The 12,464-nt window shown below is 74.5% G+C and carries 12 protein-coding genes; 6 read left to right on the top strand and 6 right to left on the bottom strand.

Translation table 11 applies throughout. The features are described from left to right. Positions 1 to 101: 101 nt before the first annotated feature. Positions 102 to 1,280, top strand: a complete 1,179-nt coding sequence (locus tag BM419_RS09590; protein ID WP_091926295.1) for an MFS transporter — start codon at positions 102 to 104, stop codon at positions 1,278 to 1,280. A 4-nt stretch (positions 1,281 to 1,284) separates the two neighbouring features. Here the strand turns inward: BM419_RS09590 and BM419_RS09585 are convergent, their stop codons facing one another. Beyond that, complete coding sequence (locus BM419_RS09585; protein ID WP_091677311.1) at positions 1,285 to 1,710, bottom strand: cupin domain-containing protein; 426 nt, start codon at positions 1,708 to 1,710, stop codon at positions 1,285 to 1,287. Positions 1,711 to 1,720: 10 nt separating this feature from the next. After that, a complete protein-coding gene (locus BM419_RS09580; RefSeq protein ID WP_091926294.1) occupies positions 1,721 to 2,740 on the bottom strand; it encodes a zinc-binding alcohol dehydrogenase family protein in 1,020 nt (339 codons plus the stop codon). 109 nt (positions 2,741 to 2,849) lie between these two features. Between BM419_RS09580 and BM419_RS09575 the strand changes: the two genes are divergently transcribed. Continuing rightward, a complete protein-coding gene (locus BM419_RS09575) occupies positions 2,850 to 3,209 on the top strand; it encodes a winged helix-turn-helix transcriptional regulator (protein WP_020095505.1) in 360 nt (119 codons plus the stop codon). A 102-nt stretch (positions 3,210 to 3,311) separates the two neighbouring features. Then, on the top strand, positions 3,312 to 5,360 hold the full coding sequence (locus BM419_RS09570) for a methyl-accepting chemotaxis protein (RefSeq protein ID WP_091926293.1): 2,049 nt from the start codon (positions 3,312 to 3,314) through the stop codon (positions 5,358 to 5,360). A 286-nt stretch (positions 5,361 to 5,646) separates the two neighbouring features. On the opposite strand, the gene BM419_RS09565 is transcribed toward BM419_RS09570, so the two are convergent. Then, positions 5,647 to 5,901, bottom strand: coding sequence for a hypothetical protein (locus BM419_RS09565; protein WP_026605300.1), 255 nt, complete (start codon positions 5,899 to 5,901; stop codon positions 5,647 to 5,649). Between the two features lie 198 nt (positions 5,902 to 6,099). Continuing rightward, entirely contained in the window at positions 6,100 to 6,945 is an 846-nt protein-coding gene (locus tag BM419_RS09560) for a TrmH family RNA methyltransferase (RefSeq protein ID WP_091926292.1), read from the bottom strand. 890 nt (positions 6,946 to 7,835) lie between these two features. Here BM419_RS09560 and BM419_RS09555 point away from each other — a divergent pair. The 3 genes from BM419_RS09555 (at position 7,836) to BM419_RS09545 (ending at position 10,127) form a co-directional block, all read left to right on the top strand. Next, positions 7,836 to 8,930 (top strand): replication protein RepA, encoded by a 1,095-nt coding sequence (locus BM419_RS09555; protein ID WP_091677303.1) that lies wholly within the window; start codon positions 7,836 to 7,838, stop codon positions 8,928 to 8,930. A gap of 122 nt (positions 8,931 to 9,052) precedes the next feature. Beyond that, complete coding sequence (locus tag BM419_RS09550; protein WP_091926291.1) at positions 9,053 to 9,736, top strand: hypothetical protein; 684 nt, start codon at positions 9,053 to 9,055, stop codon at positions 9,734 to 9,736. A 175-nt stretch (positions 9,737 to 9,911) separates the two neighbouring features. Beyond that, the gene (locus BM419_RS09545) at positions 9,912 to 10,127 is read left to right on the top strand and encodes a hypothetical protein (RefSeq protein ID WP_091677296.1); all 216 of its coding nucleotides are present in this window, start codon (positions 9,912 to 9,914) and stop codon (positions 10,125 to 10,127) included. 28 nt (positions 10,128 to 10,155) lie between these two features. On the opposite strand, the gene BM419_RS09540 is transcribed toward BM419_RS09545, so the two are convergent. Together BM419_RS09540 and BM419_RS09535 are read right to left on the bottom strand one after the other, a co-directional pair. Then, positions 10,156 to 10,530, bottom strand: coding sequence for a hypothetical protein (locus BM419_RS09540; protein ID WP_091926290.1), 375 nt, complete (start codon positions 10,528 to 10,530; stop codon positions 10,156 to 10,158). Between the two features lie 353 nt (positions 10,531 to 10,883). After that, entirely contained in the window at positions 10,884 to 12,464 is a 1,581-nt protein-coding gene (locus tag BM419_RS09535; RefSeq protein ID WP_244540736.1) for a SulP family inorganic anion transporter, read from the bottom strand.

Below are 12,464 nucleotides of genomic sequence, written 5' to 3'. Positions count from 1 at the left end.
CTCGATTCGCCAAACCTTGGCCCACCTTCGGTGTTGCACCGCGGGCGCCGAGATCCACGTCGCCGTGTCCCGCCCTCAGATCCACATCCCGACAGGTATCGATGCCAGCATGCGACGCGACCGATCCGGCCGCCCTCCGCGGTTCCGACGACCGCACGGCCACCCAGCAGCGCCTGTCCACGCGGCTGCTGTTCCTGATCGTGGGCATCGCCAACGCCACCTGGGCGCCCCTGGTGCCGCTGGTGAAGGACCGCGCCGGCCTCGACGAGGCCGGGCTCGGCCTGCTGCTCCTCACCTTCGGCGTCGGCTCGCTCCTGGCGATGCCGAGCGCCGGGGCGGCGGCCGCGCGGCTGGGATACCGGCCGGTCCTGCTCGCCGGGACGCTGGCGCTCGGCCTGGCCCTGCCGGTCCTGGCCCTGGCCTCCGGGCTCGTGCCGCTCACCGGGGCGCTGCTGCTGTTCGGGGCCGGGATGGGGGCGGTGGACTGCGTCATGAACCTGCAGGCCGTCGCGGTGGAGCGCGCCGCCGGGCGCCCGATGATGTCGGGCTTCCACGGCCTCTACAGCCTCGGCTGCATCCTGGGGGCGCTGCTGGCCAGCGTCCTGATGGGCACCGGCCTGGGCGCCGGCTGGAGCGTGCTGATCCTGGTCGCCGGCATCGTGGCCCTGTTCGCGGCCGCCTGGCCGGGCATCCTTCCGGCCGGCGGGACAGGGGGAAGCGGCGGGCCCGCCTTCGCGCTGCCCCGCGGCCCGGTGCTGGTGCTGGGCCTGCTCTGCTTCGTGGTGTTCCTGACCGAGGGCTCGGCCCTCGACTGGAGCGCGGTGTTCCTGATCCAGCAGCGCGGGCTCGATCCGGCCTGGGCGGCGCTCGGCTACGCTTCCTTCTCGATCACCATGACGGCCGGCCGGCTCGGCGGGGATGCGATCGTGGCCCGCCTCGGCCGGCGGCCCGTGGTGATCCTCGGCGGCCTGCTGGCGGCGGCCGGCCTCGCGCTCTCGGTCGTCATCCCGGCCTGGGAGGCGGCGCTCGCCGGCTACGCCCTGGTCGGGGCGGGCTGCGCCAACATCGTCCCGGTCCTGTTCACGGCGGCGGGGCGCCAGACCGCGATGCCCGCGCGCGTGGCGGTGCCCGCGGTGACGACGCTGGGCTATGCCGGGGTGCTGGCGGGGCCCGCGCTGATCGGCTTCGCCGCGCAGGCGCTCGGCCTGCCCGCGTCCCTGCTGATCGTGGCGGCGCTGCTCCTCGGCGTGGCGGCGGCCGGCCGGTCCCTGCGGGTGTGACCCCTCACGCCTCGGCGTTGCGCGCCATGAAGGTGGCGGGCGTCCCGTCCTCCGGGTTCACGAAGACGATGTCGGTCGGCGCCCGCCGGGGCGTGTCGATCGACAGGAATACCACCGGGTCCCCGGGCTCGAGCGCCGGCATCGCGTGGACCGTGCCCTTCTCGAAGAACAGGAGCTGGCCCGGGCCGAACGCCGTCTCGGCGGCCGGATCGCCCAGCCAGACCCGGCCCCGGCCCGAGAGGCAGTAGAGGTACTCGTCGCAGGTGGCGTGATAGTGCGGCGGGGTCGGCCGGTAGACCCGGAACACCCGGGCGCTCGCCGCCTCCCGGTCGGTCAGGTAGGTGTCGACCAGGAGGGTCTCGGCGCTGTCGGGCAGACCCGCCGCCAGCGCCGTCACGTCGAAGAGGCCGGTCCCCGCCGCGTCCGCCATCACGTCCTCCTCAATCGGAAAACCCTTCGAGCACGATCTTCCCCCTGGCGCGCCCGCTCTCGACCAGCGCGTGGGCGCGCCGCAGGTTCGCGGCGTCGATCCGCCCGTAATGCTCCCCCAGGGTGGTGCGCAGGCGCCCGGAATCAACGAGGCGGGATATCTCGTCGAGGAGCGCCCCCTGGGCGGCGATGTCGGCGGTGGCGAACATCGAGCGGGTGAACATGAACTCCCAGTGCAGCGACAGGCTCTTGCGCTTGAGGAGCCCGACGTCGAGGCGCTCCGGATCGTCGATCAGGGCGAGGCGGCCCTGCGGGGCGATCAGCTCCACGATCGCGGCGAGGTGGGCGTCGGTGTTGGTCGTGGAGAAGACGAGGCCCGGCGCGCCGATCCCCAGGGCCGCCACCTCCGCCGCCAGGGATCTGGAATGGTCGACCACGTGGTGGGCGCCGAGGTCCCGGCACCAGGCCGCCGTCTCAGGCCGCGACGCGGTGGCGATCACGGTGAGGTCGGTGAGTTCCCGGGCGAGCTGGATCGCCACCGAGCCGACGCCCCCCGCGCCGCCGACGATCAGGATCGCCGGGGCCGCGCCCGGCACCGGCTTGTCCACGTCGAGCCGGTCGAACAGGGTCTCCCAGGCGGTGATCGCGGTGAGCGGCAGGGCGGCGGCCTGCGCCCAGTCGAGGCTCTCCGGCTTGTGCCCAACGATGCGGGCATCGACGCAATGGTATTCGGCGTTCGTCCCCGGCCGGGTGAGGTCGCCCGCGTAGAACACCGCGTCGCCCGCGGCGAAACCCTGGACCTCCGCGCCGGCGGCGACGACGGTGCCGGCCGCGTCCCAGCCGAGCACCTTAGTGCCGCCTTCCTCCGGCTCGGCCCGCCGCCGGACCTTGGTGTCGACCGGGTTCACCGAGACCGCCTCGACCTTCACCAGCAGGTCGCGCGGGCCGGGCTCGGGCTGGGGCAGGTCGAGGTCGACCAGGGCCTCGGGATCGGTGATCGGCAGGGACTTGCGGTAGCCGACGGCGCGCATGGTGATCTCCTCGGAGTGTCGCCGCAGGAGATGCCGCCCGCCTTCACGGGCCGCAAGTACGCACATAAAACGCCACTAGTGCCGGAAATGATACCGTCGGAGACAGCCCATGCCCCGCACCCGCCGCCACACGGGCGCCTGCAGCCCCGGCTGCGCCGTCGAGGCGACGCTCCGGCTCATCGACGGCAAGTGGAAGGGCGTGATCCTCTACCACCTGCTGGAGGGGACCCTGCGCTTCAACGAGATCCGGCGGCGCCTCGCCAGCGTGACCCAGCGCATGCTCACCAACCAGCTGCGCGAAATGGAAGCCGACGGCCTGATCACCCGGACGGTCTACGCCGAGGTTCCCCCGAAGGTGGAATACAGCCTGACCGAGCGGGGGCGGTCCCTCGACCCGGTCATCCGCGCGCTGAAGACCTGGGGTGATCTGCACGCAGAATTGGCAGATACGACTCAAAACGCCGCCTGATTGGGCAAACCGGTGCCGAATATGGGCGCGACCACATAACCGGATCTTTATGACTTGGCCGGAAGGTGGCGCATCTCCCGCCGGACTGTTCCAGAACTTCCGATGCCGATCCTCGCCTCGCTCCGCGCCCGCATCCTGGCGGTGGCGCTCGCCCCGTGCCTCGCCTTCGCGGGGGCGGCGGGCGTCGCCGTGTCGGACCAGTGGGCGCGCCGCGCCGAGATGGGCCGGGTGGAGGGCCTGGTCGGCCTCGCCTCCCGGATCAGCGCCTTCGTGCACGAGGCCCAGCGGGAGCGCGGCGCCTCGAGCCTGTTCCTGGGCGCGAAGGGCGCGCAGTTCGGCCCGGAACTGGCGACCCAGCGCGAACGCACCGACGCGGCCCTCGCCGGGCTTCCCGAGGCCATGAAGGCCGCGACGGGCTTCGGGCCGGTCTTCCAGGCGCGCGGTGAGGGCTTCGCGCGGGCGCTCACCGGGCTGGCCGCGCAGCGCCGGGCGGTCGATGCCCTGACGGCGGCCCCGCCGCAGGCCGTGGCCTACTACACGGGCCTGATCGGGGAGGGGCTCGGCCTGGTGCGGGCCATGGGCGGCGCGATCGACGAGGCCGGCCTCGCCGCCCGGGCGAACGCCTACGCGGCCTTCCTGGCGCTGAAGGAGGCCGCCGGCCAGGAGCGGGCCGCCGCCTCGGCGGTCTTCGCCTCCGGCACCCTCGACCTCGCGGCCGCCCGCCGCCTCGCGACCCTCGCGGCCGACCAGGCGACCTATGCCGGCCTGTTCCGGGCCGGCGCCGAAGCGGGGCAGGCGAACCTGCTCGACGCCGCGGAGGCGACCGAGCCGTCCCGCGCGGTCGCCCGCCTGCGCGCGGGCGTGCAGGAGACGATGCCGGGGACGCCCCCGGCCTTCCGCGACGCGCCGGGGTGGTTCCGCCTCGCCACGCAGCGGATCGACGCCCTCAAGGGCGTGGAGGATGGGCTCACCGCCGACCTGGTGGCGGCCGCGGGGGCGGCGCACGCCCGCGCCGAGCGGATGCTGGCCCTCTGGGCCGCCGGCGGGCTCGCCCTGTTCGCCCTCTCGGCCGGCCTCGCGGTCTGGCTCGGCACGGCCATCGCCCGGCCGCTCTCCCGGATGGCCGGGGTGCTGACCGCGATCGGCCGGGACGCGGGCACGGCCGACCTGACCATCCCGAGCGGCGGGCCGCGCGAGGTCCGGGCGATCGCCGCGGCCGCCCTGGCGTTCCGCGACAGCGTCGCCGAGCGCCGGGCGGCCCGGGCCGCGCAGGAGCGGCTCGCCGCCGAGACCGCGGCGGCCCAGCGCGCGGCCGCCCTCGGCCTCGCCGACAGCTTCGAGCGCCAGGTCGGCGGGATCGTCGAGGCCGTCTCGGCGGCGGCGGCCCAGCTGGAGGCCTCCGCGCACGGGATGGCGCGGGCCGCCCAGGACACGACCGATCTGAGTCGGGCGGTGGCGGTGTCGGCCGATTCGGCCGCCCGCTCGGCCGACACGGTGGCGGCGGCCACCGAGGAGCTCACCGCCTCGGTCCGGGAGATCGGCGTGCAGGTCGGGTCCTCGGCGGACCTCGCGGCGAACGCCACGCGGAGCGCCGACGGCATGGCCGGGGAAGTCCACCGCCTCGCCCAGGCGGCCGGCAGCATCGGGGAGATCGTCGCGATCATCTCGCAGATCGCCGGCCAGACCAACCTGCTGGCGCTCAACGCCACCATCGAGGCGGCCCGCGCCGGGGAGGCCGGCCGCGGCTTCGCGGTGGTGGCCGCCGAGGTCAAGACGCTCGCGGAGCAGACCGCCAGGGCCACCGAGGAGATCGCCGGCAAGGTCGCGGAGATCACCGGATCGACCGAGGCCTCGGTCCGGTCGATCGGCGGCATCACGGCGGTGATCCGCGACCTCGCGCGGATCGGCGCCGAGATCGCCGCCATGGTCGAGCAGCAGGGGGCGGCCACCGCGGAGATCGCCCGGACCACCGCGCAGACCTCGCAGGACACACGCGGCGTCTCGGGCCACATGGCGGGTGTCGGCGCGGCGGCCGGCACGGCGAGCCAGGGCTCCGCCCAGGTGCTGCGGGCGGCCGCCGACCTGTCCCGGCAGGCGGGCGACCTGCGCGGCGCCGTCGAAGGCTTCCTGGCCCGGGTCCGCGCGGCCTGAAGAGAGGCTTCCGGCGGGTCGAGCCCCCTGGCGGTGTCGGGAACCGTCTCGGCGCCAGGCGGCCCGGGAATCCGATGACGGGCTTGCGGCCGCCACGACACGCCGCGCTCCCTGGGCGGCACGGCGATCCAGGGCTTCGAGGCCGAACGCGCCGACCGCCACGAAGGCTCCGCGCCGGCCGCGAGAGGGCACGGGGACGGTGCACGCCCGGAACCCCGGGGCTTCAGCGCGGGATCCGGGCCCGATCGCCTCCCGGTTTCCGGCTCGGTCGGGAATCAGTCGGGAATCAGTCGGGAATCGCGAAGCCGATCGACAGACACAGGGCCGCGACGGCCGTCAGGGCCATGGCGGCCTGACGGACCTGACGCCAGCGCGCGCTGCGCGCGCGCTCCTCCGGGCTGGCGCCGAGCTGGAGCTCGTCGTCGAAGCCCGTCACGAAGGATTCGAAGCTCGGGAAGGCGCGCCGCGCGAGCCAGATCCACACGCCGACGGCGATCAGGCCGAGGACCCAGCCGCCGTAGGTAAACGCATCGTCCAACATCCGGCGCAGCCCTCGAGACGACGCCCCCCTCGCGACTTATTCTACGGGAAGTTGCGAAGATTGCCTAGGCGGAAGAAGGGCTTCCGGTGGCGGTTCCGTGTTTCCGAACGTGTCTCGCCGGGACCGATCGGGTGCCGGTCCGGCCGCGTCCCCGTCGCGCGTCCGTCACGGCCCCGTCGGGTTCCTGTCGCTCCCCTGTCAGTCTCTCTCGCGGCCGAGGGCGTAGAGGGTGATGGCGGCGGCGTTCGAGACGTTGAGGCTGCGGATCGCGCCCGAGAAGGGGATCCGGGCCAGGACGTCGCAGCAGCCCCGGGTCCGCTCGCGCAGGCCCTTGCCCTCGGCACCCAGCACGATCACCAGCGGCCGCGCGATCGTCAGCGCGTCGAGGCTCTCGGGCGCGTCCGAATCGAGGCCGACCCGGGTGAAGCCGCGCTCGCCCAGGGCGATCAGGGCCTCGGCGAGGTTCCGGACGGTCACGAAGGGCACGTGCTCCAGGCCGCCGGAGGCGGATTTCGCCAGGACTCCGGTGGCGCCCGGCGCGTGGCGCGCCGTGGTGACGATCCCGGCGACCCCGAAGGCCGCGGCGGTGCGCACGATCGCCCCGACATTGTGCGGGTCCGTGATCTGGTCGAGCGCCAGCAGCAGCGCGTCGGCGGGCAGGTCGTCGAGGCCGGGCGCGGGCAGGGGCTCGGCCTCCAGGTACAGGCCCTGGTGGACGGCGTCCGGCCCGAGCAGGCGGCCGATGTCGCTCGGCCGCACCAGCTCCGGGGTGATCCGCACGGCGCCGCCGAACTCGGCCTCCAGCCGCGCGGCCGCGTTCTCGGTGGCGAGCAGCCGGTGCAGGCCGCGCTGGGTGTTGCCCAGGGCCTGCACGACGGGATGCCAGCCGTAGAGCACGGTCGGCCCGTCGCCGCCCTCCTCCCACGGGCGGGACGCCCCGCCCGGGCGACCTCCGGACCGGGGGGCGGGGCGCCGGGGCCCGTGCGGGCGGGGCCGGGCGGGGCGTCCGCCGGGCGGCCGGCCGTCGTCGCGGCGATCCGTCATCGGGCCGCGATCGGCGAAGGGGCCCTGGATCGGGCGAGGCTGGGTCGGGCGAGGCTGGGCCAGACGAATTCGGGCAAGGGGGGCATCGGCGCGCTCTTCTCTGAGGGCCCTGTCGGAAGGAGCCGAGAAACCGGGCGGCATCGCGCGCGTCAAGCCGGCATCACACCGGGAACTGCCGGCAGCCCTCGGGGATCCAGGGCCAGGACGATTGACGGAGCGCGCCGGCACGGCACCGGATTCCGTCGCCGACCCGTCAAGTCGGGACGGTCCTCCCGCGTAGGAATGTGGAAAACCAACTCATATTCCCTTTGTGACCTGTGCATGTGCGGGCGCGACACGGTCGTTCGTCAGAACGAACGGGCTGGTCCGCAGTAGGAAGATTATCTGGGAGAATCTCTCAGAGAGTCAGTTCAGCAAGTTATATGGGGTTGCGAATTCCGCATCTGTGCCAGGGCATTGGCCTGCATTCGCGCATTCGACTCTGCGCCGGCCCGCATCGGACTCTGCGTCGCGGCGTATCCGATTCTGCGCCCGGACGGCCGGTCGGCGTATCGGAATCTGCGCGGCGGCGTATCCGATTCGGCGCGAATCCGGGCCCGGAGCGGTGAATAACGGGGACGGACACCGAGCGGTCCCGCGTATCGGACTCTGCGTGGGATCGCCGGGGGAGCGGGGCCCGTATCGAACTCTGCGCGTGCCGGCCCGGGAGCCGGCCGTGAAGGGAGCAGTGTCGGCCCGCTTTCGGTCGCGTCCCCGCGACCGGGGAAGCGTGGATAGCCGGGACAAGGCCGATCGGACGGGGGCCGCGGCGGGCGAATCGTGGCATGGCAGGATCGGGCCGTCCGTCCGCCTGGCGGATCGACGGCCCGTGTACCGCGGGCCGAGGGGCGATGAGCATCGAGGAGAAGATCGCCGGGATCCACGACCCGGACCTGCGGGCCGAGATCGAGGCGGCGCGCGGCGGCTTCCTGTTCGCGCAGATCGTCGAGCACGTGCTGCACCGTCAGCGCGAGCGCGACGCACAGGCCGCCCTCCTGGGGGAGGAGGAGAGCCGCCGGGCCGGGCTGTCCCGCGACCAGCGCCGCCGCGACGCGGTGCGCCTCGTGATCGAGAACGAGCCGGCCGTCCCGTCGAGCCTCCAGCACATCCACTCGGTCCTGGCGCTGTGCGGCCTGCCCTACCGGGACCCCGGGCCGGTGCGGGAATTCTCCCGCAGCTACGGCCGCAACTCGCTCAACCTGATCGCCGGCCGGATCAAGGACCCGGAGACCGGCGCCTTCGAGCCCCAGGGGCTGCCCTACGGCCCGAAGGCCCGGCTGGTGCTGCTGCACCTCTGCACCGAGGCCGTGCGCCAGCGCAGCCCCACCGTGAAGGTGGCCGAGACCCTGTCGGGCTTCATGCGGGAGATGGGCTTCGCGGTCACGGGGGGCGAGCGGGGCACCATCCGCCAGTTCAAGGAGCAGCTGAACCGGCTGGCCGCCTGCTCCATGCAGATCGGCCTCTGGGACGGGCGCGACAGCGCGACCACCCTCAACGTCCCGCCGTTCCGCAGCCTGGAACTGTGGCGCCCCCGCGCCGGGGAGGGGGACGACGAGGCCGGCCGCACGGTGCGCTTCGATCCCGAATTCTACGAGACCCTGATCCGGCACGCCCTGCCGGTGGACCTGCGGGCGGCCCGGGCCTTCTCGGGCTCGGCGCGCAAGCTCGACCTGCTGTTCTGGACCGGCTACCGCCTGCGGTCCCTGCAGCGGCCGCTCCGCCTGACCTGGGCCAACCTCCACGCGCAGTTCGGGGCCGAGAACGCCTCGATCCGCAGCTTCCGCCAGGCGTTCAAGGCCGATCTCGCGCATCTGCGCGAGGTGTTTCCGCGGCTGCCGCTGGTGCTCGACGACGGCGGGCTGACCCTGCACCCGGCCGATCCCAGCACGCTGCTCGTGCCGCCTCGCCCTGCGGCTAAGGGAATACGAAAACGCCTCAAGGAATAGAACAGGGATCGCTGCCTCTCATTCCCTTAGGGAATGGATGACTGGTGGAATATGTGACGGTGGCTATTCCCTTAATGGCGCGGAATGAGATATGTGTTCCGTCCGCCTGGAAGGAACATCACGTGGCCCTGTCGGATTCCGAGATCGCGGCGCGGCTCGCAGCGCTGCGACGCCAGCGCGAGGCGCTCGATCGGGAGATCGCCGATCTCGTCCTCTACCAGGAGCTCGGCCGCCGGTTGGCGGCCGGCGGAGCGGACGCGCGGCCGGACCCGGCCCCGAAGCCCGAACCGCCGGCAGGGCCACGCCGAGACCCGGCCGACGAGCCGCCGCGGGGGCGGGACGTACGGGACGTCCTAGAGGCCCGGTCCGGATCGCTTGCCGACGCGGCGGGCGCGGCCCCCGGGCACTGGGGCGCGCGGGCCGGTCCGGCGGCGCGGTCCGCGGGGGCGCCCGGTCCCGTCGGCGCCGCCGGACCGATCCCGCCGGCGATCGCCTTCACGGAGGACGCCGCCGGCGCCCGCCGCTACGGCCGGGCCGTGGTGCAGGCGGCCTGCGCGGCGATCGCGCGGGCGGGCCGGCCGCTGCACGCGGCCGAGATCCTGGAGGTGCTCGCCGGGCAGGGCTTCACCCTTCCCGGCCGGGATCCGGTGGCGGCCCTGAACACGCGCCTGTGGAAGCGGTCCGGGCCGGGCGGCCCCCTGAACCGGGTCGCCGAGGCCACCTACGCCCTGGTATCGACCCCCGCATCCACTCCGGGATCCACTCCGGGATCCACTCCGGACTGGCCGGGGCCGGGCCCCGCCTGAGGGGCGTCGGTCACGAAGCGTGTGGCCGGACCCCGCCGCCGTCTCCCCCATATCGGGCGCGCGCGGTGCCCGCCGATCCGCGCGGCTGCGCGCCGGCGGGCCGTGAGACGGCGTCCCGGCCGGGGAGGGCGTGCATGGACAGGACCGGACGTGATCGGATGATCGGGCGGGCGCGATGACGGCGGCGCTCGCCGCGCCGGTCACGCAGGTCTGCGCCTTCGTGCTCGGATGCGCGCTGATCCACGCCGCCCGCGCCCACGCCGATCGGATCACGCGGCTCCTCGCCGTCACGGCGGTCGGCGCGGCCGTGCTGGTGCTTCTCGTCGCGTCCCTCGACGACGCGCCCGAGGGCGGAACCTTCGACGAGGTCACGGTCTACGCGGCCTCCTGATCCCGTCGCCTGGCCCCGCAGGGGCCGCTCAGTTGACCAGGCAGAAGCCCTGACCGGTGCCGATCCGGCGCTCCTGCGCGCACCAGGGCTTGGACGCGCCGGGGCCGGTCGCCGGAACCTTCAGGCTGGCGGTCGTCTGCGCGGGGTCGGCGGCGGTGCCGCGGAGGGTGAGGCTGCCGACGGGCACCCGGCCGGGCGCGGGCCGGAGCGCGACCGGATCGGGGCCGGCCTCCGCTCGCGATCCCGGCGCGACCGCGCCGTCCGGTGCCGGGAGCGCGGGGCTCGCCGCCACCGGTTGCACCGGGTCGGGCGGGCTCAGGGTCGCGAGGCCGGGCATGTCCTGCGCCGCCGCGGCGCCGCACAGGACCAGGCAGGCGGCCGAGGCCGCGAGGAACCTGATCATCGACGAAGCTCCTGACGAGAACCATTCCGCCGGCCGGTCCCGCGGGCCGGACCTGCCGTGAGGCTGAGTCTGGCCTGCCGCTCGTTAAAGGGGCGCGAAGATTCAGGATTAACCGGTTTTGAAGATCGCCGTCTCCCCGGTGGCGGACAGCCTTGACGGCCCGCGCGGCGGGCCGCCGTCGTCCGGGAATGGAGGCCCGGCGACCGGGTGCGGACGCGGCGCGGAGCCGCTCCCGATCGCGCCGGGAACGGCTCCGCGCCGTCGTTTCGGGCCGTGTCGCCGCGAACCGCCCCGGGTGGGCGGCGCGCCCTCCGCCCGACGGGTCTCGCCGCCGGCGGAGGGCGCCAGGGTCCTCAGTGCGCCGGGGCCGCCACCGCGGCGGCGAGCCGGTCGTGCGGGACACCCGACCCGCCCACCACCGCGATCCGGCTGCCGCCGGCGCTGCGCCGGCTCGCCCAGTCGCCGATCATCTCCAGGCAGGTGTGGTCGATGGCCGCGAGGTTGTCGGTGGCGAGGCGGACCTCGCCGCCCGCGGGGGTCCGCTCCAGGGCCGCCGTGAGGCTCGGCAGCTGCAGGAAGGTCGCCGCTCCCGACAGGCGCAGCTCCGGCACGCCGGGCACTTCGGGGGCCGCCGCGTGCTCGATCCGGAGCCGTCCCTTGCGCAGGCTCGGCAGGGCCTGGATCAGGCTCAGGGCGAGGCCGGTGAGCACCCCGGTGAGCAGGTCCACCGCCACCACGGTGGCCATCGTGGCGAGCCAGATCGCCGCGGTCAGCCAGCCGTAGCGGGCCTGCAGGTGCAGGGCGTGGGCCGGGCTCGCCAGCCGCCAGCCGGTGACCACCAGGATGCCGGCGAGGCTCGCGGTCGGCACCAGGGCCAGCAGCCAGGGCAGCGCGAGCAGGAAGGCCAGGATCCAGGTCCCGTGCATCACCGTGGCGGCGCGGCTCACGGCGCCCGCCTGGACGTTGGCCGAGGAGCGCACGATCACCCCGGTCATCGGCAGCGCGCCGGCGAGCCCGCAGATCAGGTTGCCGATGCCCTGCGCGCCGAGTTCGCGGTTGAACTGGGTGCGGGGGCCGTCGTGCATCCGGTCGACGGCGGCCGCCGAGAGCAGGCTCTCGGCGCTGGCGATCACCGCGATCACCAGGGCCATGACCAGGATCTCGGCCTCGGCGAGGCGCGCCCAGGATTCGGCCGCCGGCAGGGCGAGGCCGGAGAACAGGGCCTCCGGCACCGCCACGCGCTTGACGGCGAGATCCCCGAATCCCGCCACGAGGCTGCCCGCCAGCACGCCGACGAGCGCCCCGGGCAGGAGCCGGAGCCGCGCCGGGCGCAGCCGCTCCCAGGCGATCATCGCCGCGATGGTGATCCCGCCGACGATCACGGCCCCGGTGCGGTCGCCCGTGCCGCTGACGAAGTTGAAGAACGCGGCCGGGATCGCCACGAGGTTGTCGAGGCCGCTCGCCCGGGGGAGGGCGTCGGTCAGGACGTGGATCTGGGCCAGCACGATCAGGATCCCGATGCCGGCCAGCATGCCGTGCACCACGGCCGGCGAGATCGCCCGGAACCAGCCGCCGACCCGCAGGGCGCCGGCGACGAGCTGGACGAGGCCCGCCACCACCAGGACGGGACCCAGGGCGTCGAGACCGTGCGCCTGCACGAACCCGTAGACGATCACGGCGAGCCCGGCGGCGGGCCCGCTGACCTGGAGCGGCGAGCCGGCGAGGAGGCCGACCACGATGCCGCCGACGATGCCGGTGATGAGGCCGCGCTCCGGCGGCACGCCGGACGCGATGGCGATGCCCATGCACAGGGGCAGCGCCACCAGGAAGACCACCACGGAGGCGGGCAGGTCCCGGGCGAGGCTCGCCCGGACGGCGCCGTCCGGGGCGAGGGCGGTCTGCAGGCTCGTGGTCAGGCGGCCGGAGGGGCGCAT

Source organism: Methylobacterium sp. yr668, from assembly GCF_900116245.1.
Lineage (GTDB): Bacteria > Pseudomonadota > Alphaproteobacteria > Rhizobiales > Beijerinckiaceae > Methylobacterium.
This window is presented reverse-complemented; position numbering and strand designations above follow the sequence as displayed.

Coding starts and splice junctions, on each gene's coding strand:
- BM419_RS09565 (WP_026605300.1), bottom strand. CDS start 5,901: ATGTTGGACGATGCGTTTACCTACGGCGGCTGGGTCCTCGGCCTGATC.
- BM419_RS09575 (WP_020095505.1), top strand. CDS start 2,850: ATGCCCCGCACCCGCCGCCACACGGGCGCCTGCAGCCCCGGCTGCGCC.
- BM419_RS09585 (WP_091677311.1), bottom strand. CDS start 1,710: ATGGCGGACGCGGCGGGGACCGGCCTCTTCGACGTGACGGCGCTGGCG.
- BM419_RS09555 (WP_091677303.1), top strand. CDS start 7,836: ATGAGCATCGAGGAGAAGATCGCCGGGATCCACGACCCGGACCTGCGG.
- BM419_RS09545 (WP_091677296.1), top strand. CDS start 9,912: ATGACGGCGGCGCTCGCCGCGCCGGTCACGCAGGTCTGCGCCTTCGTG.
- BM419_RS09580 (WP_091926294.1), bottom strand. CDS start 2,740: ATGCGCGCCGTCGGCTACCGCAAGTCCCTGCCGATCACCGATCCCGAG.
- BM419_RS09590 (WP_091926295.1), top strand. CDS start 102: ATGCCAGCATGCGACGCGACCGATCCGGCCGCCCTCCGCGGTTCCGAC.
- BM419_RS09535 (WP_244540736.1), bottom strand. CDS start 12,464: ATGCGCCCCTCCGGCCGCCTGACCACGAGCCTGCAGACCGCCCTCGCC.
- BM419_RS09560 (WP_091926292.1), bottom strand. CDS start 6,945: ATGACGGATCGCCGCGACGACGGCCGGCCGCCCGGCGGACGCCCCGCC.
- BM419_RS09540 (WP_091926290.1), bottom strand. CDS start 10,530: ATGATCAGGTTCCTCGCGGCCTCGGCCGCCTGCCTGGTCCTGTGCGGC.
- BM419_RS09570 (WP_091926293.1), top strand. CDS start 3,312: ATGCCGATCCTCGCCTCGCTCCGCGCCCGCATCCTGGCGGTGGCGCTC.